Below are 20,413 nucleotides of genomic sequence, written 5' to 3'. Positions count from 1 at the left end.
CGCTGCACGCTTGCAAGCGGCCCGCGAATTGCATATCGTCTCCACAGGCTGCGCTTTTATTCAGCAGCTAAATGCACGGAAGACAAGATAACGGTCGCATGGAAGCACGCAGTGGTGGAGGTAGAAAGTGTTAACACGCGACTTTTTAATACAGGCGGATTGCAAAACCGCCTTTGGTGATATTGAGGCGGCGCTGCTCTGGTCCGCTGAACAGCGCGCGGCGTCGCTGGCGGCTACGCTTGCCTGCCGGCCCGACGATGGCCCGGTATGGATTTTTGGCTACGGATCGCTGATGTGGAACCCGGCGCTGGAGTTTAACGAATCCTGCACCGGCACGCTGGTGGGCTGGCATCGCGCCTTCTGTCTGCGTCTCACCGCCGGTCGCGGCACGGCCTGCCAGCCTGGGCGAATGCTTGCCCTAAAAGAGGGCGGACGCACCACCGGCGTCGCCTACCGCCTGCCTGACGAAACTCTTGAACAAGAGCTGACCCTGCTGTGGAAACGGGAGATGATCACCGGCTGCTATCTGCCGACCTGGTGTAAGCTTGCTCTGGACGATGGCCGCACGGTAAACGCTCTGGTATTTATTATGGATCCGCGCCACGCGCTCTACGAGTCAGATACCCGCGCCCAGGTGATCGCCCCGCTGATCGCGGCGGCCAGCGGCCCGCTGGGCACCAACGCGCAGTATCTCTTCTCGCTGGAGCAGGAGCTGATCAAGCTCGGCATGCATGACGACTGCCTGAACGATCTGGTTGGGAAGGTGAGAGGACTGCTTGGCGGCGAAGAACCGGGCCCGTCATTGCAGCCCGGTTTTGCCTGAGAAGAGATTAGGCAGCCACGTAGCTGATAGAGTGCTCCAGCGACTGGCTCTGGCTGTCGATTAACACGTTCCAGGTCCCGCTGTAGGGCACGGTCAGGTACGCACTGTTACGATCCTGTACGCTCAGAATATCGGTCTGGGCGTTTGCCGTATGGCTCTTCGCACTCATCAAATGGATATGGCAGCTCTCCGAACAGCGGACCACTACCGTATCGCCACCAAACAACGTCAAACTTGCTTTCACCAGCGCCATTCTCTTTACCCCGTTAATCACTTTAAAGCACTCCCTGCTGGATAATCCCCGTGTGATTTTGTTCACACTTGCTCCCTGCATCACACCAAACGGACGGAGCCACGATGCTGATTTTGATCAAAAAAGAGCGCAACGATTAAACAAAAGTGACATTGTGCGTTGAAGGCGCTTCCCGGCGCGCTAAACCGTTCCAAAAGCGCGCCGGGAGGGGATTAAATGCGGAAATGGCCTGCGGTCTCCGCCAGCTCTCCCGCCTGCGACTGAAGCGCCCCGGCGGCAGCGGCAGACTGCACCACCAGTTCGGCGTTCTGCTGCACCATGCGATCGAGGTCGATTACCGCGTGGTTGATCTCCTGGATACCTTTCATCTGCTCGCTGGTGGCGACGGTGATCTCGCGCATAATAACCGACACGCTGTCGATGCTGGAGACAATATCGGTCATGCTCTCACCCGCCAGGCGGACATAGCGCGAGCCGGTGGCGACGCTCTCCGTCGTCGATTCGATCAGGGTTTTGATCTCTTTCGCCGCCTGAGCGCTGCGGCTGGCCAGGGTGCGAACCTCGCCCGCGACTACCGCAAAGCCACGACCCTGCTCACCGGCACGGGCGGCCTCTACGGCGGCGTTGAGCGCCAGAATGTTGGTCTGGAACGCAATCCCGTCAATCACGCTGGTGATATCGCCGATTTTAGCCGAGGCCTCTTCAATGGCCTGCATGGTCGAGATCGCCTGCGACACCACGCTGCCGCCGCGCGATGCCGCTTCAGAGGCGGTATGCGCCTGGCTGTTCGCCTGGGCAGCGGAGTCAGTTGACTGGGCCACCGAGGCGGTGATCTGCTCTACGGCGCTGGCGGTTTCCCGCAGGCTGGAGGCCGCCTGCTCGGTACGACCGGAGAGATCCTGGTTACCGGCGGCAATCTCCTGGGCCGCATGCTGTACCGAGGTGCTGGAGTCGCGCAGTTTCACCATCACCACCGCCAGCTTATCACTGAAGATGTTAAAGGCGTGGGCAATCTGCGCCACCTCATCATTACCGCTCTCCGGCAGGCGCTGGGAGAGATCGTCCGTGCCGTCGCCGATGGCCAGCATCGCATCGCGGATCGCCACCAGGCGTTTCAGCATCGTTGTTACCAGCAGCAGCATCACCGCTACACCAATCAGCACCAGCACGATCAGCGACAGGGCCGACGCCTTCAGCAGGGCACGCATGCCGCTGGTGGCATCGTTAGTGTCAAGGGCAACGACCAGCAGCCAGCTGGTACCCTTAACCGGTTTCGCCATCAGCGCCTTCTCCGCCCCGTCAAACTCGCCGTCTACCGGGCTGCCCGCCTGCAGTTCACTAAAGTCAGCCTTGTGGATAGCCTCGCCGAACGGCTTCAGGGTCAAATCGGCATTGCTGGCGGCAATCACCGTTCCGTCGCTGTTGATCAGCAGGCCGCTGCTCTGCGGCGTCGGCTGAATGGTGCGCACGTTAGCGACCACGCTGTCCATGGCCACGTCGCCTGCCACCACCGCCGTTAGCGTGCCGTTCTCTTTCACCGGAACGGCGAAGGTCACCACCAGCTTGCCGGAGGCGGCATCAACATAGGGGGCGGTGACGATCGGCGCATCGGCTTTCGCCGCCTGCTGATACCAGGGCCGAATAGTGGGATCGTAGTCGGCCGGAATGCCGTTGGAATCTGAGAACTTCGCCGTTTTGCTGGCATAGCCAGCATAGACGTTGATAAATCCGCCCGCCTGGGCGATCTGGGCGAAGCTGGGAACCGGATCCGCCGTCAGCGCAGCGCTTTGCAGCGAGGCGATCATCGTCATCTTGCTGTTTACCCAGTCGGCAATCGCGCCGCTGTGGCTGATGCTGGTGCTGGAGAGGATATCCCGCTGGGACTGCTGGTTATCCTGGCGTGTTACCTGGTAGTTGATCACGGTGTTGATCAGTAAAGCGACAGCCAGACAGCCTGCGGTGGCTGCGGTAATGCGTGCGCGAATTGTCTTGAACATAGTTGTTATACCTGCTGTGTTGTTTAAAAGCCTATCGGCAACACAGCAGGTAAACTTGATGTCCAGCGAGGAACTATAAGAAAAATATATTTTAGGCGAGTTATTATTAAAAAGTTAATACTTTATCCGCCGCCAGCGTCCACTGAGCCAGCTCGACGAGCGTACCAATTTCAACGCCGTCAATAAGCGGCAGCTCGGTGATGCCGCGCCCGTCGGTGCAGGTTTTACACAGCTTCACCGCCACGTTCTGCACCGTCAGGATCTCCAGCATCTGCTGAATATTGTAGCCCTCGGCAGGCTTCTGACCGCGCAGCCCGGCGGTGACCGCATCGGACATCAGAAACAGGCGCAGATCCAGCTCCTCGGCCTGCTCGCGCAGGGCAATGGCCAGACGCAGGCTGTTAAACAGGGACTCACTGCCGTAGGCCGCGCCGTTGGCGACAATCACGATCTTTTGCATTTTTCTTCCTTATAAAAACTACTGCCCGAAGCGGCCAATCAGGCCGGTGGCGGCCAGGGCTTTACCTTTCAGCTTCTCGAACAGCGCTTCGCGGGTCAGACCGGCGGGAAGATCCGGTGCCTGGCTGGTGGCGATAAGCGTAAAGGTATAGTGATGCGCGCCGCTGCCGGGCGGCGGGCAGGGGCCAAACCAGCGATCGGTGCCGGGGCTATTTTTGCCGCCGGTAAACTCTTTGCCGTCGCGCAAGGCGTTAGCAGGAAAACCGGTGGCGGACGGAGAGATATTGTACGCTACCAGATGCGTGACGCCGAGACCTTTTGCCCCCTCTGGATCGTGAACAATCAGGGCAAAGCTTTTAGTCTCTGCCGGTGGATTATTCCAAATTAATACCGGAGACTGATTTTCACCGGTGCAGTTAGGGTTATCCTTGGCGTTACCGGCAAACTTTTTATCCAGCGGGCCATTATCGGCAAACGCCGGCGACTGCAGGGTAAACAGCTCGCTGGCCTGCGAGGCTGCGCCATAAAACATCAGTGAACTCCACAGAGCCCATTTTAGCGTTTTGCTGATAGTGACCATTCGACATACCTTGCAATAAATAGACGTATTAAGAGATAAATTAACTGTAGACCTGACGAGACGGGAGCCGTTAAGGTTTTTCCTGAAATTGTGCTTAAGGCTGAAAAACGTCGTAAAAATCGATAAAATAACGCTTTAACCGTTGGCCAGACCGGAGGCGCAACCGCTGAATTTACGCTCAAACGCGCTGATGAAAACTCGACTTCTTCTACTCTTGCTGCTGGCAGGAGGCGTGACCGATGCCCGCGCCATCTCACAGCAGACGCCGCATAACCCCTTTGACAACGATAGCCTGCCGGATCTGGGGCTGGCCTCGACCGGTGACGCCAACATAAAGAGCGTAGCCGAGATGGCGAAAGCCTTTGGTGAAGCCAGCCAGACCGATAACGGCCTTACCGCCGGGCAGCAGGCCCGTCAGTTCGCTTTTGGTCAGTTCCGTGACGTCCTCAGCGAGAACGTTAATGAGCAGGTAGAGTCGTGGCTCTCACCCTGGGGCAACGCTAGCGTTAACGTGCTGGTTAACGATGACGGACGCTTCACCGGCAGCCAGGGCAGCTGGTTTATTCCGTGGCAGGATAACAACCGCTATCTGAGCTGGAGCCAGCTGGGGTTAACCCAGCAGGATCAGGGCCTGGTGAGCAACGCCGGTATCGGTCAGCGCTGGGTTGCCGGGCACTGGCTGCTGGGCTACAACACCTTCTACGATAATCTGCTGGATGAGAATTTGCAGCGGGCCGGACTGGGGGCGGAGGCCTGGGGCGAGTATCTGCGCTTCTCGGCCAACTATTACCAGCCGCTTTCAGGCTGGGACTACTCCGGTGCAGCGGTGCAGCAGCGGCTGGCGCGGGGCTATGATGTTACCGCCCAGGCACGTCTGCCGTTCTATGAACATATCAATACCAGCCTGAGTCTTGAGCAGTACTTTGGCGACAATGTCGATCTCTTTGACTCTGGCTCGGGCTACCACAATCCTGTCGCGGTTAACGTTGGCGTGAACTATACCCCGGTGCCGCTGGTTACCGTCACCGCCCAGCATAAGCAGGGGGAGAGCGGAGAGACCCAGAACAACCTTGGCCTCAATCTCAACTATCGCTTCGGCGTGCCGCTCAAAAAGCAGCTCAGCGCCAGCGAGGTTGCCGATAGCCGCTCCCTGCGGGGCAGCCGCTATGACAGCCCGACGCGCAATAATCTGCCGGTGGTAGAGTATCGCCAGCGGAAAACCCTGTCGGTATTTCTGGCCACGCCGCCGTGGGATCTTAAACCGGGCGAAACGGTACAGATGGTGGTTCAGGTTCGCAGTCGCTACGGCATCCGATCTATTACCTGGCAGGGGGATACCCAGGCCCTGAGCCTGACCCCGCCGGTGAATGCCAACAGCAGCGAAGGCTGGAGCATTATTATGCCCGCCTGGGACAGTCAGGAGGGTGCGAATAATACGTGGCATCTGTCGCTAACGGTGGAGGATGAGAGGGGGCAGCGCGTCTCTTCCAATGAGATCGCGCTCACGCTGGCTGAGCCGCTGGTGAGTGCGCAGAACACCGCTCCGCGCTGGCCGCAGCTGCCGGAGGCTAATTAGAAAATACGTTCCTGGTGCACCCAGACCGCCGCTTCCACGCGGGATTTGAGCTTCATCTTCTTCAGCATATGCTTAACGTGAACCTTCACTGTGCTTTCGGTGATATCCAGACGGCGGGCGATCATCTTGTTAGGCAGCCCCTGGGCAATGAGCTTCAGAATATCGCGCTCGCGCGGCGTCAGCTGGGTCACGTCCCGGTCAGAGGTGGCGCGGTTGGCGCGCAGGCTGGCGGCCAGCACCGGCGTCAGCGCTTCGCTCAATACCATTTCACCCGCCGCAGCCTGCTGCAACGCCTTCAGCAGATCCTCGGGCTCCATGTCCTTCAGCAGGTAGCCGTCCGCGCCGCGCTTCAGGGCGGTGACCACGTCCTCTTCATGGTTAGAGACGCTGAAGACTACCACGCGCCCGGAGAGGGCCTTCTCCCGCAGCTTGTCCAGCGTTTCCAGACCGTTCATGCCGGGCATGTTCAAATCGAGCAGGATTAGATCGGGATCCAGCGTCTCAGCCAGCTCAATTCCCTGTTCCCCGTTGCTGGCTTCGCCGATGACGCGGACGTCGCTCGCCATGCTAATAAGCTGCCGAACGCCGGTACGCAGCATCGGATGATCGTCAATCAGCAGAATGGTCGCAGGTTCCTGATTATTCATGTTTATCTCCTTGTACGGATGAGAGAAGCTTTTCGGGTATAAATGTTACCACCACCTCGGTTCCGCCGGACTCTCGCCGCCGAACCTGACAATCTCCGCGCAGGCTCTGGGCGCGATCGCGCATGATAATTAAGCCATAGTGGTTGGTACGTTCGGCGTTGTCCGGCACGCCGCAGCCGTTATCGGTAATGCTGACCTTCACCTGCCGCCCCTGCTGAACTGCCATGACGGTCACCTCGCTGGCCCCCGAATGCTTCAGGGCGTTACTCAGCGCCTCGCGGGCAATCTGTAGCAAATGAATAGCCTGGTGTGAGGGCACGAAGCGCGGCGGCAGCTGGTAGTCCAGCTTGATTGGGAAGCCAAAGTGGGCGCTGTACTCCTGGCAGCTCGCCTCCAGCGCCGGACGCAGACCCGGCTCGTTGAGCTGCAGGCGGAAGGTGGTCAGCAGCTCGCGAAGCTGGGCCCAGGAGGTATTCAACTCGTTACGGATCTGCCCCAGCAGCTGCTGACTGGAGTCGGGCAGGCTTTCGCCCTGCATCTGCAGGCAGCTGACCTGCATCTTCATACAGGAGAGCGACTGGGCAATCGAGTCGTGCAGCTCGCGGGCAATAGTGGCGCGCTCTTCCATCACCATCAGCTGCTGCTGGCGCTCCTGATGACGATCCAGCGCCAGGGTAGCGGTAAGCTGCTCTACCAGAGTATCAACCAGCTGCTGTTGATCGTGGCTCAGATGCCGTCCGGCAGGCAGGGTCGCCAGCAGCAGGCCGTATTGCATATGGTTATCCGCCAGCCGCCACTTCAGGGTTGTGCCGCCGCTGCCCGTAGGCAGGATACCGCGCGGGCAGAGGTGGCAGCCGATATCATCGCAGGTCATGTCCGGCTGGCAGGTAAACTCCTGGCGGTTATCCTCATCTTCCAGATCGTAGACCCGCAGCTCAATGTCATGCAGCAGGGTAAGATTTTGCAGGCCGTTAAGCACCGGCGAGAGGCGCTCGCACAGCGGAACCTGCATGTGCAGGCGGCGGTTGGCCTGCCAGAGAAAGGAGAGGATCTCGTTTTTTTGCTCCAGCCCGGCGGTCTTCTCTTTTACCCGCTGCTCCAGCACCGCATAGCTCTGGGCCAGCTCGCTGGACATGTTGTTCAGCGCCATGCCGAGCTTGGCCATCTCGTTACGCCCGCTGATATGCGCCCGCTGGGAAAAATCGCGCTGGCTAACGGCGTGGGCCATGCTCAGCAGCTGCCGCCAGGGCTGCAGCAGACGCGCCCGCAGCCAGATCACGGTAAAGACCAGCAGGAGGGCCATAAAGATTGCCATGCCGCGCTGCACCAGCAGAACGCGATCGATCCGCTGTTCGGTGCGACGATCGAAACTGCTCACCAGACGATCGATGCGGTTAACAAAGGTGGCAACCTCGCCAGAGACGGCCGCGGCGTCCTGCGCCTGCACCAGGGCTGGAATAAGATTGCGCTGCCAGTAGCGCTGAAGCGCCTGGAGCTGCGGAAGCTGGCCGTCGCGCAGCGCGGCCTGGGTCAGCTCCGGGCTAAAGGCCGTGCGGGTCATCTCGTCGATCAGCGGCTGGTCAGTTTCCGTGAGCGGCATAGCGGCCAGCAGGCGATAGCTCTGCATACGCAGCGAGCCCGCTTTGTTAATGGCGTGCGCGCTGCCCTGTACGCCCTGTACAAGCCAGCCAGAGATAGCCATCCCGGTTACGCCAATGGCGGTAGAGAGCAGAACGATCAGCGCCAGTTGGTTGACCAGCGTCAGCGGTGAAAAGAGGCGTTTTAGCATATACGGCAAGACTCCTGACCCGGCAAGTCACCGGGAGTAGGGCTATTTTCGGCTATACCCTGGAGTATACCCATACCCCAAAAGAGTTACTCCTTTATTGTCGCAGCAGGCACGGGCTGGAGTGAAGGAAACGGCAAAGACGTCACTGGCGTGAAAAACCACAGTTTTTCTGGCGGTTTCAGCTGCTCATTTAGGGGTAGTCCAGTTTATGGGCGGCTTAAATGACAACTTTTCCTTTGATTTATATCAACTTAAGCGCTGGCGTAAACCCTATGGTGGCAGGGGTTAAAATCCCTAATCAGAGGTGTCTATGAGTCACTCTTCAATACCTGAAAGGACCACCGGAGCCGTCATTACCGACTGGCGACCGGAGGATCCTGCGTTCTGGCAGCAGCGTGGCCAGGCCGTGGCGAGCCGCAATCTGTGGATCTCCGTGCCCTGTTTGCTGCTGGCGTTTTGCGTCTGGATGCTGTTTAGCGCCGTGGCGGTTAATCTTAATAAAGTTGGCTTTAATTTTACGACCGATCAGCTCTTTATGCTGACCGCGCTGCCCTCGGTTTCCGGGGCGCTGCTGCGGGTGCCGTACTCGTTTATGGTGCCTATCTTCGGCGGTCGCCGCTGGACCGCGTTCAGTACCGGGATCATGATCGTTCCCTGCGTCTGGCTGGGCATTGCCGTCCAGGACACCAGCACGCCGTTTAGCACCTTTATCATCATCTCTCTGCTCTGCGGCTTTGCCGGGGCAAACTTCGCCTCCAGCATGGCCAACATCAGCTTCTTCTTTCCGAAGCAGAAGCAGGGTAGTGCCCTGGGGATCAACGGCGGGCTGGGTAACCTCGGCGTAAGCGTGATGCAGCTGCTGGCCCCGCTGGCGATCACCTTCTCGCTGTTTGCCTTTTTTGGCGCGACCGGCGTGCAGCAGGAAGATGGCTCTATGCTCTACCTGGAGAACGCGGCGTGGATTTGGGTGCCTTTCCTGATTGTCTTTACCCTCGCAGCCTGGTTTGGCATGAACGAGCTGGCGACCTCGAAAGCCTCGCTGCGCTCGCAGCTGCCAGTACTGAAGCGGGCGCATCTGTGGATCCTGGGTTTCCTCTATCTGGCAACCTTTGGCTCGTTTATTGGTTTTTCGGCAGGCTTCGCCATGCTCTCCAAGACCCAGTTTCCTGACGTCAACGTTCTGCACTTCGCCTTTTTTGGCCCGCTGGTGGGCGCGCTGGCCCGTTCCGCGGGTGGGGCGCTCTCTGACCGTCTCGGCGGCGTTCGCGTCACGCTGGTGAACTTTGTGGCCATGGCGATCTTCAGCGCGCTGCTGTTCCTGACCCTGCCATCAGCGGGAAGCGAGGGGAGCTTTAGCGCCTTCTTCGCTGTCTTCCTGATGCTGTTTCTCACCGCCGGGCTGGGCAGCGGCTCCAGCTTCCAGATGATCTCGGTCATCTTCCGCAAAATGACGATGGAGCGGGTAAAGGCCAAGGGTGGCACCGAGGAGCAGGCGCTGCGTGAAGCGGCAACCGATACGGCGGCGGCGCTTGGGTTTATCTCGGCCATTGGCGCGATTGGCGGCTTCTTTATTCCTAAAGCCTTTGGTACCTCGCTGGCGCTTACCGGCTCGCCGGCCGGAGCAATGAAAGTCTTTCTCGTGTTCTATATTGCCTGCGTATTTATCACCTGGGCGGTGTACGGACGTAAAGCTAAAACAAAATAAAGCACTGTTGATTATCCTTGCGCGGCGCAATGCCGCGCTTTTTTTACCTTGTATATAGTTACAACATACTTATTTTAGGGAGGGCATTCAGCACGTTGGCTTCCGCGTCGAGAGAGCCAGACAGAGGATCTACCCCCTAATACCTCCGGTACAGAAATACCACGGTAAAAAAAGTGGATTAAGCCATAAAGATAAATAAAATCAATAAGATAAAAAATAGAGTTTCCTGCCACTTTGGGGGTAGGTGAAAAATGCAGCGTTTTTGCTATGCCAGCCTGCCTTGATCGTCATCAATTCTCACGTCCTTTCAGCGCGTTAACGTCGCCGCATTCGCAGCAATGTCGCTTTTTCAGAGAGCCAGCAGGCTCCACACAGGAGAAACCCGATGAGTAAATTCCTGGACCGGTTTCGCTACTTCAAACAGAAGGGCGAAACCTTTGCCGATGGGCATGGCCAGATCCATGAAACAAACCGGGACTGGGAGGATGGATACCGCAGCCGCTGGTCGCACGATAAAATTGTGCGCTCTACCCATGGCGTAAACTGCACCGGCTCCTGCAGCTGGAAGATCTACGTCAAAAACGGGCTGGTAACCTGGGAGACCCAGCAGACCGACTACCCACGTACCCGTCCAGATATGCCTAACCATGAGCCGCGCGGCTGCCCGCGTGGGGCCAGCTACTCCTGGTATCTCTACAGCGCGAACCGCCTGAAATACCCTCTGATGCGCAAACGCCTGATGAAAATGTGGCGTGAAGCGAAAGTTCAACACAGCGATCCGGTTGCGGCATGGGCTTCTATTATTGAAGACGCCGACAAGGCGAAAAGCTTCAAGCAGGCACGCGGTCGCGGTGGCTTTGTCCGCTCCTCGTGGCAAGAGGTCAACGAGCTGATCGCTGCCTCTAACGTTTACACCGTGAAAACCTACGGCCCGGACCGCGTGGCGGGCTTCTCGCCGATCCCGGCAATGTCGATGGTCTCCTATGCCTCCGGCGCGCGCTACCTGTCACTGATCGGCGGCACCTGCCTGAGCTTCTACGATTGGTACTGTGATCTGCCGCCAGCCTCCCCGCAAACCTGGGGTGAGCAGACCGACGTGCCGGAATCCGCCGACTGGTACAACTCCAGCTACATTATCGCCTGGGGCTCTAACGTTCCGCAGACCCGTACCCCGGACGCCCACTTCTTTACTGAAGTCCGCTATAAAGGCACTAAAACCGTTGCCGTTACCCCGGACTATGCCGAGATCGCCAAGCTATGCGACCTGTGGCTGGCGCCGAAGCAGGGCACCGACGCCGCAATGGCCATGGCAATGGGTCACGTCATGCTGCGTGAGTTCCATCTCGACAAGCCGAGCCAGTACTTTACCGACTACGTGCGTCGCTATACCGATATGCCGATGCTGGTGATGCTCGAAGAGCGCGACGGCTACTATGCGGCAGGCCGCATGCTGCGTGCCGCCGATCTGGTGGACGCCCTCGGTCAGGAGAACAATCCCGAGTGGAAAACCGTGGCCTGCAATGACAGCGGCGAGCTGATTGCCCCTAACGGCTCTATCGGTTTCCGCTGGGGCGAAAAAGGGAAGTGGAACCTTGAGCAGCGCGACGGCACCAGCGGGGCAGACGCCGAGCTGCGCCTGAGCCTGCTCGGCGGTCACGATGATATCGCCGAGGTGGGTTTCCCGTACTTTGGCAACGAAGGATCCGAACACTTCAACCGCGTAGAGCTGCAAAATATCCTTCTGCACAAGCTGCCGGTAAAACGCCTGCAGCTGGCGGATGGCAGCACCGCGCTGGTCACCACCGTTTACGATCTGACCATGGCTAACTACGGTCTCGACCGGGGTCTGGGCGATGTCAACGCCGCCGCCAGCTATGACGAAGTGAAAGCGTATACCCCGGCGTGGGCAGAAAAAATCACCGGCGTACCGCGGGCGCACATTATCCGTACTGCCCGTGAATTTGCTGATAACGCCGATAAGACCCATGGCCGTTCGATGATCATCGTGGGTGCGGGTCTGAACCACTGGTTCCACATGGACATGAACTACCGGGGCCTGATCAACATGCTGGTGTTCTGCGGCTGCGTCGGTCAGAGCGGCGGCGGCTGGGCGCACTACGTGGGCCAGGAGAAACTGCGTCCGCAGACCGGCTGGCAGCCGCTGGCGTTTGCCCTCGACTGGCAGCGTCCGCCTCGCCATATGAACGGCACCTCCTTCTTCTATAACCACTCCGGCCAGTGGCGCTATGAAACGCTGACCGCGCAGGAGCTGCTTTCACCGCTGGCGGATAAGTCTCGCTACAGCGGCCATCTGCTCGACTTTAACGTCCGCGCTGAGCGTATGGGCTGGCTGCCTTCCGCGCCGCAGCTGGGCACCAACCCGCTGCGCATCGCTGCGGAAGCAGAAAAAGCGGGCATGTCGGCGGTGGATTACACCGTTAAGGCGCTGAAAGAGGGCACTATCCGCTTTGCGGCCGAGCAGCCGGAGAACGGCAAGAACCATCCGCGCAACCTCTTCATCTGGCGCTCTAACCTGCTTGGCTCCTCCGGGAAAGGCCATGAGTATATGCTGAAGTACCTGCTGGGTACCGAGAACGGCATTCAGGGTAAAGATCTGGGCGAGCAGGGCGGCGTGAAGCCGGAAGAGGTCGAGTGGCATGATAACGGCCTCGACGGCAAGCTGGATCTGGTGGTCACCCTCGACTTCCGCCTGTCGAGCACCTGCCTCTACTCCGATATCGTCCTGCCGACGGCGACCTGGTATGAGAAAGACGACATGAATACCTCGGATATGCATCCGTTTATTCATCCACTCTCTGCCGCCGTCGATCCCGCCTGGGAGTCGAAAAGCGACTGGGAGATCTATAAAGGCATTGCCAGGAAATTCTCCGAGGTGTGCATCGGCCATCTGGGCGTCGAAACTGACGTGGTGACTCTGCCTATCCAGCACGACTCCGCCGCCGAGCTGGCGCAGCCGCTGGACGTTAAGGATTGGAAAAAGGGCGAGTGCGACCTGCTCCCCGGCAAAACTGCACCGCATATCATTCCGGTTAAGCGCGACTACCCGGCGACCTTTGAGCGCTTTACCTCCATCGGTCCGCTGCTGGATAAAGTGGGCAACGGCGGCAAGGGCATCGCGTGGAACACCGAAAGCGAGATGGATCTGCTGCGCAAGCTGAACTACACCAAGGCGGAAGGCCCGGCGAAAGGCCAGCCGATGCTCAATACCGCCATCGATGCGGCGGAAATGATCCTGACCCTCGCCCCGGAGACCAACGGTCACGTGGCGGTTAAAGCCTGGGCGGCGCTGAGCGAGTTTACCGGCCGCGACCATACCCATCTGGCGACCAATAAAGAAGAGGAGAAGATCCGCTTCCGGGATATTCAGGCCCAGCCGCGCAAAATCATCTCCAGCCCGACCTGGTCCGGCCTTGAAGATGAGCATGTCTCCTACAACGCCGGCTATACCAACGTGCACGAGCTGATCCCGTGGCGTACGCTCTCCGGCCGCCAGCAGCTGTATCAGGATCACCCGTGGATGCGCGACTTTGGCGAGAGCCTGCTGGTCTATCGTCCGCCGATTGACACCCGTTCGGTGAAAGCGGTGATGGGCGAGAAGTCCAACGGCAATCCAGAGAAGGCGCTGAACTTCATTACCCCGCATCAGAAGTGGGGGATCCACTCGACCTACAGCGACAACCTGCTGATGCTGACCCTGTCACGCGGCGGCCCGATCGTCTGGATGAGCGAGGTAGATGCCAAAGAGCTGGGCATAGAGGATAACGACTGGATCGAAGCCTTCAACAGCAACGGCGCGCTTACCGCCCGGGCGGTAGTGAGCCAGCGCGTGCCGGCTGGGATGACCATGATGTACCACGCCCAGGAGCGTATCGTGAACATTCCTGGCTCGGAGATCACCGGCCAGCGCGGCGGGATCCACAACTCGGTCACCCGCATCAGCCCAAAACCGACCCATATGATTGGCGGCTACGCCCAGCTGGCGTACGGCTTTAACTACTACGGCACGGTCGGTTCCAACCGCGATGAGTTTGTGGTGGTCCGTAAGATGAAGAACATTAACTGGTTAGATGGCGAAAACAACGACCAGGTACAGGAGAGCGCAAAATGAAAATTCGTTCACAGGTAGGCATGGTGCTGAACCTTGACAAGTGCATCGGCTGTCATACCTGCTCGGTCACCTGTAAAAACGTCTGGACCAGCCGGGAAGGGATGGAGTACGCCTGGTTCAACAACGTTGAGAGCAAGCCTGGCGTAGGTTTCCCGGACGACTGGGAGAATCAGGAGAAGTGGAAGGGCGGCTGGATCCGCAAAGTGAACGGCAAGCTGCAGCCGCGTATGGGGAACCGTGCCACGCTGCTGGGTAAAATCTTCGCCAACCCGCATCTGCCGGGCATCGATGACTACTATGAGCCGTTCGACTACGACTATCAGCACCTGCACACCGCGCCCGAGGGCAAGCATCAGCCCATCGCCCGCCCGCGGTCGAAAATCAGCGGTCAGCGGATGGATAAGATCGTCAGCGGTCCGAACTGGGAAGAGATCCTCGGCGGCGAATTTGAGAAGCGCAGTCAGGACCAGAACTTCGAAAACATGCAGAAGGCGATGTACGGGCAGTTTGAAAACACCTTCATGATGTACCTGCCGCGCCTGTGTGAGCACTGCCTGAACCCGGCCTGCGTCGCGACCTGTCCGAGCGGCGCGATCTACAAGCGTGAAGAGGATGGCATTGTGCTGATCGATCAGGACAAGTGCCGCGGCTGGCGGATGTGCGTTACCGGCTGCCCCTACAAAAAGATCTACTTCAACTGGAAGAGCGGCAAGTCCGAGAAGTGCATCTTCTGTTATCCGCGTATTGAGGCCGGGATGCCGACCGTCTGCTCCGAGACCTGCGTGGGGCGCATCCGCTACCTGGGCGTGCTGCTGTATGACGCGGACGCCATTGAAAACGCGGCGGCAACGGAGAGCGAGAAAGATCTCTACCAGCGTCAGCTGGACGTCTTCCTCGACCCGAACGATCCGGCGGTTATCGAGCAGGCGCTGAAGGACGGCGTGCCGCAGAGCGTAATTGATGCCGCGCAGAAGTCACCGGTCTGGAAACTGGCGATGGACTGGAAGCTGGCCCTGCCGCTGCACCCGGAGTATCGCACTCTGCCGATGGTCTGGTACGTGCCGCCCCTGTCACCGATCCAGTCGGCGGCCGACGCGGGCGAGCTGGGCAGTAACGGCATCCTGCCGGACGTCGAAAGCCTGCGCATCCCGGTACAGTATCTCGCTAACCTGCTGACGGCGGGAGATACCCAGCCGGTGCTGCTGGCGCTGAAACGCATGCTGGCGATGCGTCACTACAAGCGTGCCGAGACCGTGGATAACGTTAACGATATTCGCGCTCTGGAAGAGGTGGGCTTAAGCGAAGCCCAGGCGCAAGAGATGTATCGTTATCTGGCGATTGCCAACTACGAAGACCGTTTCGTTATTCCTTCCAGCCACCGCGAGCTGGCGCGGGATGCATTCCCGGAACGTAACGGCTGCGGCTTTAGCTTCGGTGACGGCTGCCACGGCAGCGACACCAAGTTCAACCTGTTTAACAGCCGCCGTATTGATGCCGTTGATGTGACCAAGAAAACGGAGCCGCGCCCATGATTGAACTCGTCGTGATTTCCCGCCTGCTGGAGTATCCCGATGCTGCCCTGTGGCAGCATCAGCAGGAGCTGTTTGATGCCCTGGCGGAGAGCGAGCACCTGTCGCTTAAGGATGCCCATCAGCTGGTCGTCTTCATTCGTGACCTGATGAGTCAGGATCTGCTTGATGCCCAGGCGGCCTATAGCGAGCTTTTCGATCGCGGTCGCGCGACCTCACTGCTGCTGTTTGAGCATGTGCATGGCGAATCCCGCGATCGCGGTCAGGCGATGGTGGATCTGCTGGCGCAGTATGAGCGCCACGGTCTGGTTATCGACCGCCGTGAGCTGCCGGATCATCTCCCGCTCTATCTGGAATATCTGGCCCAGCTGCCGGTGAACGATGCGCTGGAGGGTCTGGAGGATATCGCGCCGATTCTGGCCCTGCTTAACGCCCGTCTGCAACAGCGCGAGAGCCGCTATGCCAGCCTCTTTGAGCTGCTGCTGCGGCTAGCCAAAACCGACGTCGATCGGCAGAAGGTCGGCGAGAAAATTGCCGGTGAAGCCCGGGATGATACTCCCCAGGCGCTGGACGCCGTCTGGGAAGAGGAGCAGGTGAAGTTCTTTGCCGACCAGGGCTGCGGTGAGTCGGAGATCGCTTCCCATCAGCGCCGGTTTGCCGGGGCGGTGGCACCGCAATATTTGAATATCTCAACCGGAGGACAGCAATAATGCAGTTCCTTAATATGTTCTTCTATGACATCTATCCCTATATTGCCGGCACGGTATTTCTCGTCGGCAGCTGGCTGCGCTATGACTACGGGCAGTACACCTGGCGAGCTGGCTCCAGCCAGATGCTGGATCGCAAAGGGATGAACCTGGCCTCAAACCTGTTCCACATCGGGATTATCGGGATCTTTGCCGGTCACCTGGTGGGGATGCTCACGCCGCACTGGATGTATGAATCCTTTCTGCCGATTGACGTCAAACAGAAGCTGGCCATGATCGCCGGGGGGGTATTCGGCATCATGACGCTGGTGGGCGGCCTGCTGCTGCTTAAGCGCCGCCTGTTCAGCCCGCGCGTGCGCGCCACTACTACCACGGCAGATATTCTGATCCTGACTCTGCTGATGGTGCAGTGCACGCTGGGCCTGCTGACGATCCCGTTCTCAGCTCAGCATATGGACGGGAGCGAAATGATGAAGCTGGTAGGCTGGGCGCAGTCAATTGTCACCTTCCACGGCGGTGCATCGCAGCATCTCGACGGCGTGGCGTTCATTTTCCGCGTGCATCTGGTGTTGGGGATGACGCTGTTCCTGCTCTTCCCGTTCTCGCGGCTGGTACATATCTGGAGCGCGCCGGTGGAGTACATGACGCGCAAATACCAGGTGGTACGCGCCCGTCGCTAATGAGTTTCCTGTTTAATTCCAACCTCGCTACGGCGAGGTTTTTTTTCGCCCCAGCCAAGATTGTTTCCCGCTGCCGCAAGAAGGATCAGCGCCCCGCCTGCCAGCTGCGTGACGCTAAGCGTGTGGCCAAAGGCCAGATTATCCACCACAATCGCCACCACCGGATAGATAAACGACAGCGATCCAATAATTGGGGTAGGCAGTTTCTGAATCGCGCTGTAAAGCAGCTGATACATGATGCCGGTGTGAACGATGCCAAGGGTCAACAGTATTCCCCAGGGGAACTCGCGGGAGAAAACCGGCATATGCGCTAGCGGCAGCAGTATTACCACGCCCGTAAGCACCTGAATAAAAGCAATATGCTGTGGCGGAATAGGGCGCAGCTTGCGTGTAACCATCGCGGTGAGTGCATAGAAGAACGCTGCGCCCAGCGCCAGCGCAATCCCCGCTAGCCAGCCGGCGGCATGGCCCTGCATGAGCTCGCTGGAGAGCAGGACTACCACGCCGACAAAAGCGAGAACCAGCCAGCCCCATTTTACCAGACTAACCCGCTCACCAAACAGCATGCCCATCAGCACCAGCATAAAGGGCTGTGTGTTGTAGACCACGGTTGCCAGCCCAATAGAGACGCGCTCGTAGGCAGCGAACAGCAGCAGCCAGTTAATAACCAGCGCCACGCCGCCGAGGATGGCGAGGGTCAGGGTAACGCGGGTTAAACGGCTGAAAGGCTGCTTGCTGAGGCGGATAAAGATATAGAGCGCAATAGCACCGATGACACAGCGCCAGAAGACAATTTCCGTTACCGGTAGGCCGGAAAGTAAAACAAAGGCACCGATAGAGCCAGAAATTAGCATCGCCAGGCTCATCTGCCAGACGCCTTTTTGAATATCGCGCATATCGACCTCCTCGTTTTGATACCCTATTATCAGAAAAGTAAGAGGGATTTGATATAACCTTTATAAGGTGGTTGACGCAGTTAACTTTTATAAATTAGGTGAAGTTTATGGATTACCTGATCGATGATATTGACCGCCAGATCGTAGGCTGTCTGGCAGAAGATGCGCGCATGTCGCTAAAAATGCTAAGCGCTCGGGTTGGGTTGACCTCTCCCAGCACGGCGGAAAGAGTAAAGCGCCTTGAAGAGCGTGGCGTGATTCAGGGATATGGGGCACACGTTAACCTTGCAGCGATGGGCTATACGCTACAGGCGCTGGTCCGTGTCCGACCTATGCCAGGCATGCTGCATAAGGTTGATAAAATGATCCAGGCCATTCCCGAATGTATTGAGTGCGATAAGGTGACGGGGGAGGATTGTTTCGTAATGCGTCTGGTCGTGCGCTCAATAGAGCAACTGGATGAGCTGCTGGACGGGCTGGCAGAGTATGCCCAAAGCAACACCGCTATTGTTAAAAGCTCGCCGGTAAAGCGCCGTCTGCCGCCGATATGATGTTGGTGAAGTGATGTGGCTCGGTCGTGTAGCCCCGGTAAGCGCAGCGCCACCAGGGAGATCTCTCATGCAGCGGAGTACAACGCCGGGTGGTGGCTTCGCCTGACCCGGCCTACGTTGCTACATCCACAGGGTGCTCCGATCGTGTAGCCCTGGTAAGCGCAGCGCCACCGGGGAGACCGGTGGTGGGGGAAGGATTACTCGGTGCTTCGCACCTCGCCCTTCGGGTCGTTGCCTGCGGCAACGCTTTCTCGCTGCCGCTCGAATCGAACCTTGGTCGAAGCTTCTCATCCTTCCCTGTACGGAATGGTATGTAGCTATGAGGTTTGATTTAACTGGAGTGCTTTATAAGAAGATGGTGGTGGGGGAAGGATTACTCGGTGCTGCGCACCTCGCCCTTCGGGTCGTTGCCTGCGGCAACGCTTTCTCGCTGTCGCTCGAATCGAACCTTGGTCGAAGCTTCTCATCCTTCCCTGTACGGAATGGTATGTGGCTATGAGATTTGATTTAACTGGAGTGCTTTATAAGAAGATGGTGGTGGGGGAAGGATTACTCGGTGCTGCGCACCTCGCCCTTCGGGTCGTTGCCTGCGGCAACGCTTTCTCGCTGTCGCTCGAATCGAACCTTGGTCGAAGCTTCTCATCCTTCCCGGTACGGAATGGTATGTAGCTATGAGGTTTGATTTAACTGGAGTGCTTGATAAGAAGATGGTGGTGGGGGAAGGATTCGAACCTTCGAAGTCGATGACGGCAGATTTACAGTCTGCTCCCTTTGGCCGCTCGGGAACCCCACCAGGGGTAATATTTTGCTTGTAGAGATGGTGGTGGGGGAAGGATTATTCGTCGCTTCGCTCCTCACCCTTCGGGCCGTTGCCTGAAGGCAACGTTCTCTCGCTGTCGCTCGAGTCGAACCTTAGTCGAAGGTTCTTACCCTTCCCCGATAAGTGCATACGTCAGCTTAACTCATCAGGTTTACCACACTGCTGTGGTGAATAATGGTGGTGGGGGAAGGATTCGAACCTTCGAAGTCGATGACGGCAGATTTACAGTCTGCTCCCTTTGGCCGCTCGGGAACCCCACCACGGGGTAATGCTGGTAATGGCCCGCTTCCCTTGGGAAGCGGGGCGCATCATATCAAATGACGCGCCGCTGTAAAGCATTCCTTTTAAAGAAATGAACCGTTTGCATGCTTTTTATGCGTAACGCATTATTGCTAAGCAATTCATTTCATCAGCCGCTTACAGAATAATCGTTCGGTTGCCGTAGACAAATACCCGCTGCCCCAAAACTTCGTACAACGCCCGGCTGAGTACGTTCTTCTCAACGTCGCGACCCGCGCGCATCATATCTTCGGCAGTGTAGGTGTGATCGACGTGAATAACGTCCTGCATAATAATCGGACCCTCGTCCAGATTATCATTCACATAGTGCGCAGTCGCACCGATGATCTTCACGCCGCGCTCGTAAGCCTGGTGATAAGGACGGGCACCAATAAACGCCGGTAAGAATGAGTGGTGAATATTAATGATCTTATTCGGGAAGCGAGCAACAAAGGTGGGCGTCAGCACACGCATATATTTCGCCAGCACCACATAGTCTGGATCGTAGGCTTCAATCGCCTGAGCCATCTTCTCGTCGTGATCTTCGCGGGTCAGCCCTTCATGACTTACCAGCTCGAAAGGAATATCAAAACGCTCTACCAGTGTGCGCAGCGTGTCATGGTTGCCAATAACCGCCGCAATCTCTACGTCGAGACCGCCATAGTTGGCCTTCATCAACAGATCGCCCAGGCAGTGGGCCTCTTTGGTCACCAGAATCACGATGCGGCGACGTCCGGCTGGGGTTAGCTCCCGCACGGAACCATCAGGCAGAGCGCTGTCGAGATCGGCCAGCAGGGTCGCATCGTTAAAGATGCCTTCCAGCTCAGTACGCATAAAGAAGCGCCCGGTACGGTGATCGACAAACTCATTGTTCTGCACAATGTTCAGTTCGTGCTTGTAGCAAATATTGGTGATGCGTGCGATCAGCCCCTTTTGATCGGGACAGATAGTACGCAGAACTTTTCGTTGTAGTGAATGCATTGCCGGGTAAAT

The 20,413-nt window shown here is 58.1% G+C and carries 16 protein-coding genes, 2 tRNA genes and 4 other RNA genes; 8 read left to right on the top strand and 14 right to left on the bottom strand.

What is annotated here, in order from left to right; genetic code table 11:
* Positions 1-127: 127 nt before the first annotated feature.
* Complete coding sequence (locus NR795_RS08105) at positions 128-823, top strand: gamma-glutamylcyclotransferase (RefSeq protein WP_144814736.1); 696 nt, start codon at positions 128-130, stop codon at positions 821-823.
* Positions 824-830: 7 nt separating this feature from the next.
* On the opposite strand, the gene NR795_RS08100 is transcribed toward NR795_RS08105, so the two are convergent.
* The 4 genes from NR795_RS08100 to NR795_RS08085 form a co-directional block, all read right to left on the bottom strand.
* Positions 831-1,076 (bottom strand): DUF1883 domain-containing protein, encoded by a 246-nt coding sequence (locus NR795_RS08100; RefSeq protein WP_144815989.1) that lies wholly within the window; start codon positions 1,074-1,076, stop codon positions 831-833.
* Between the two features lie 212 nt (positions 1,077-1,288).
* The gene (locus NR795_RS08095; protein WP_257757845.1) at positions 1,289-3,073 is read right to left on the bottom strand and encodes a methyl-accepting chemotaxis protein; all 1,785 of its coding nucleotides are present in this window, start codon (positions 3,071-3,073) and stop codon (positions 1,289-1,291) included.
* 106 nt (positions 3,074-3,179) lie between these two features.
* Entirely contained in the window at positions 3,180-3,533 is a 354-nt protein-coding gene (locus tag NR795_RS08090) for a DsrE/DsrF/TusD sulfur relay family protein (RefSeq protein WP_042396102.1), read from the bottom strand.
* 18 nt (positions 3,534-3,551) lie between these two features.
* A complete protein-coding gene (locus NR795_RS08085; RefSeq protein ID WP_238084947.1) occupies positions 3,552-4,064 on the bottom strand; it encodes a YbhB/YbcL family Raf kinase inhibitor-like protein in 513 nt (170 codons plus the stop codon).
* A 238-nt stretch (positions 4,065-4,302) separates the two neighbouring features.
* Between NR795_RS08085 and NR795_RS08080 the strand changes: the two genes are divergently transcribed.
* Positions 4,303-5,688 carry a YchO/YchP family invasin gene (locus NR795_RS08080; protein ID WP_144814746.1) on the top strand — a complete coding sequence of 462 codons (1,386 nt, stop codon included), beginning with the start codon at positions 4,303-4,305 and terminating at the stop codon, positions 5,686-5,688.
* On the opposite strand, the gene narL is transcribed toward NR795_RS08080, so the two are convergent.
* Complete coding sequence (narL, locus tag NR795_RS08075) at positions 5,685-6,335, bottom strand: two-component system response regulator NarL (RefSeq protein WP_144814750.1); 651 nt, start codon at positions 6,333-6,335, stop codon at positions 5,685-5,687. The two genes, NR795_RS08080 and narL, sit on opposite strands and share 4 nt — an antisense overlap.
* Positions 6,328-8,124: a nitrate/nitrite two-component system sensor histidine kinase NarX gene (gene narX / locus NR795_RS08070; RefSeq protein ID WP_144814753.1), complete on the bottom strand. Its 1,797-nt coding sequence runs from the start codon at positions 8,122-8,124 to the stop codon at positions 6,328-6,330. The genes narL and narX overlap by 8 nt, the downstream gene beginning before the upstream one ends.
* 310 nt (positions 8,125-8,434) lie before the next feature.
* Here narX and NR795_RS08065 point away from each other — a divergent pair, with 310 nt between their 5' ends.
* From NR795_RS08065 to narI, 5 genes are all read left to right on the top strand, one after another.
* A complete protein-coding gene (locus NR795_RS08065; protein WP_144814757.1) occupies positions 8,435-9,829 on the top strand; it encodes a NarK family nitrate/nitrite MFS transporter in 1,395 nt (464 codons plus the stop codon).
* 385 nt (positions 9,830-10,214) lie between these two features.
* Positions 10,215-13,958, top strand: a complete 3,744-nt coding sequence (locus NR795_RS08060) for a nitrate reductase subunit alpha (RefSeq protein ID WP_257757844.1) — start codon at positions 10,215-10,217, stop codon at positions 13,956-13,958.
* Positions 13,955-15,490, top strand: coding sequence for a nitrate reductase subunit beta (narH, locus tag NR795_RS08055; RefSeq protein WP_144814763.1), 1,536 nt, complete (start codon positions 13,955-13,957; stop codon positions 15,488-15,490). Before NR795_RS08060 ends, narH begins: the two co-directional genes overlap by 4 nt.
* A complete protein-coding gene (gene narJ, locus NR795_RS08050) occupies positions 15,487-16,197 on the top strand; it encodes a nitrate reductase molybdenum cofactor assembly chaperone (protein ID WP_257757843.1) in 711 nt (236 codons plus the stop codon). Before narH ends, narJ begins: the two co-directional genes overlap by 4 nt.
* On the top strand, positions 16,197-16,874 hold the full coding sequence (narI, locus tag NR795_RS08045; RefSeq protein WP_238084940.1) for a respiratory nitrate reductase subunit gamma: 678 nt from the start codon (positions 16,197-16,199) through the stop codon (positions 16,872-16,874). Before narJ ends, narI begins: the two co-directional genes overlap by 1 nt.
* Here narI and NR795_RS08040 read toward each other — a convergent pair.
* Complete coding sequence (locus tag NR795_RS08040; RefSeq protein WP_144814774.1) at positions 16,871-17,770, bottom strand: DMT family transporter; 900 nt, start codon at positions 17,768-17,770, stop codon at positions 16,871-16,873. The genes narI and NR795_RS08040 overlap by 4 nt on opposite strands.
* Before the next feature lie 107 nt (positions 17,771-17,877).
* On the opposite strand from NR795_RS08040, the gene NR795_RS08035 reads away from it, so the two are divergent.
* Positions 17,878-18,321: an Lrp/AsnC family transcriptional regulator gene (locus tag NR795_RS08035; protein WP_144814778.1), complete on the top strand. Its 444-nt coding sequence runs from the start codon at positions 17,878-17,880 to the stop codon at positions 18,319-18,321.
* A gap of 180 nt (positions 18,322-18,501) precedes the next feature.
* Here the strand turns inward: NR795_RS08035 and NR795_RS08030 are convergent.
* The 7 genes from NR795_RS08030 to purU all read right to left on the bottom strand — a co-directional run bounded on the left by NR795_RS08030 (position 18,502) and on the right by purU (position 20,401).
* Positions 18,502-18,633: non-coding RNA, RtT sRNA (locus NR795_RS08030), on the bottom strand.
* 44 nt (positions 18,634-18,677) lie between these two features.
* Positions 18,678-18,809: non-coding RNA, RtT sRNA (locus NR795_RS08025), on the bottom strand.
* A gap of 44 nt (positions 18,810-18,853) precedes the next feature.
* A non-coding RNA gene (locus NR795_RS08020) (RtT sRNA) lies at positions 18,854-18,985 on the bottom strand.
* 44 nt (positions 18,986-19,029) lie between these two features.
* Positions 19,030-19,114, bottom strand: a tRNA-Tyr gene (locus NR795_RS08015).
* Positions 19,115-19,139: 25 nt separating this feature from the next.
* A non-coding RNA gene (locus NR795_RS08010) (RtT sRNA) lies at positions 19,140-19,272 on the bottom strand.
* A 44-nt stretch (positions 19,273-19,316) separates the two neighbouring features.
* Positions 19,317-19,401: transfer RNA gene (locus tag NR795_RS08005), tRNA-Tyr, on the bottom strand.
* A 157-nt stretch (positions 19,402-19,558) separates the two neighbouring features.
* Positions 19,559-20,401 carry a formyltetrahydrofolate deformylase gene (gene purU, locus NR795_RS08000; RefSeq protein WP_042394430.1) on the bottom strand — a complete coding sequence of 281 codons (843 nt, stop codon included), beginning with the start codon at positions 20,399-20,401 and terminating at the stop codon, positions 19,559-19,561.
* Between the last annotated feature and the right edge of the window lie 12 nt (positions 20,402-20,413).

Source organism: Pseudescherichia sp. L3, assembly GCF_024656065.1.
GTDB lineage: Bacteria > Pseudomonadota > Gammaproteobacteria > Enterobacterales > Enterobacteriaceae > Pseudescherichia.
This window is presented reverse-complemented; position numbering and strand designations above follow the sequence as displayed.

Excerpts from the sequence above, each read along its gene's own strand:
- NR795_RS08100 (WP_144815989.1), bottom strand. The coding sequence starts at position 1,076 with ATGGCGCTGGTGAAAGCAAGTTTGACGTTGTTTGGTGGCGATACGGTA.
- NR795_RS08095 (WP_257757845.1), bottom strand. The coding sequence starts at position 3,073 with ATGTTCAAGACAATTCGCGCACGCATTACCGCAGCCACCGCAGGCTGT.
- NR795_RS08090 (WP_042396102.1), bottom strand. The coding sequence starts at position 3,533 with ATGCAAAAGATCGTGATTGTCGCCAACGGCGCGGCCTACGGCAGTGAG.
- NR795_RS08085 (WP_238084947.1), bottom strand. The coding sequence starts at position 4,064 with ATGTTTTATGGCGCAGCCTCGCAGGCCAGCGAGCTGTTTACCCTGCAG.
- NR795_RS08080 (WP_144814746.1), top strand. The coding sequence starts at position 4,303 with ATGAAAACTCGACTTCTTCTACTCTTGCTGCTGGCAGGAGGCGTGACC.
- narL (WP_144814750.1), bottom strand. The coding sequence starts at position 6,335 with ATGAATAATCAGGAACCTGCGACCATTCTGCTGATTGACGATCATCCG.
- narX (WP_144814753.1), bottom strand. The coding sequence starts at position 8,124 with ATGCTAAAACGCCTCTTTTCACCGCTGACGCTGGTCAACCAACTGGCG.
- NR795_RS08065 (WP_144814757.1), top strand. The coding sequence starts at position 8,435 with ATGAGTCACTCTTCAATACCTGAAAGGACCACCGGAGCCGTCATTACC.
- NR795_RS08060 (WP_257757844.1), top strand. The coding sequence starts at position 10,215 with ATGAGTAAATTCCTGGACCGGTTTCGCTACTTCAAACAGAAGGGCGAA.
- narH (WP_144814763.1), top strand. The coding sequence starts at position 13,955 with ATGAAAATTCGTTCACAGGTAGGCATGGTGCTGAACCTTGACAAGTGC.
- narJ (WP_257757843.1), top strand. The coding sequence starts at position 15,487 with ATGATTGAACTCGTCGTGATTTCCCGCCTGCTGGAGTATCCCGATGCT.
- narI (WP_238084940.1), top strand. The coding sequence starts at position 16,197 with ATGCAGTTCCTTAATATGTTCTTCTATGACATCTATCCCTATATTGCC.
- NR795_RS08040 (WP_144814774.1), bottom strand. The coding sequence starts at position 17,770 with ATGCGCGATATTCAAAAAGGCGTCTGGCAGATGAGCCTGGCGATGCTA.
- NR795_RS08035 (WP_144814778.1), top strand. The coding sequence starts at position 17,878 with ATGGATTACCTGATCGATGATATTGACCGCCAGATCGTAGGCTGTCTG.
- purU (WP_042394430.1), bottom strand. The coding sequence starts at position 20,401 with ATGCATTCACTACAACGAAAAGTTCTGCGTACTATCTGTCCCGATCAA.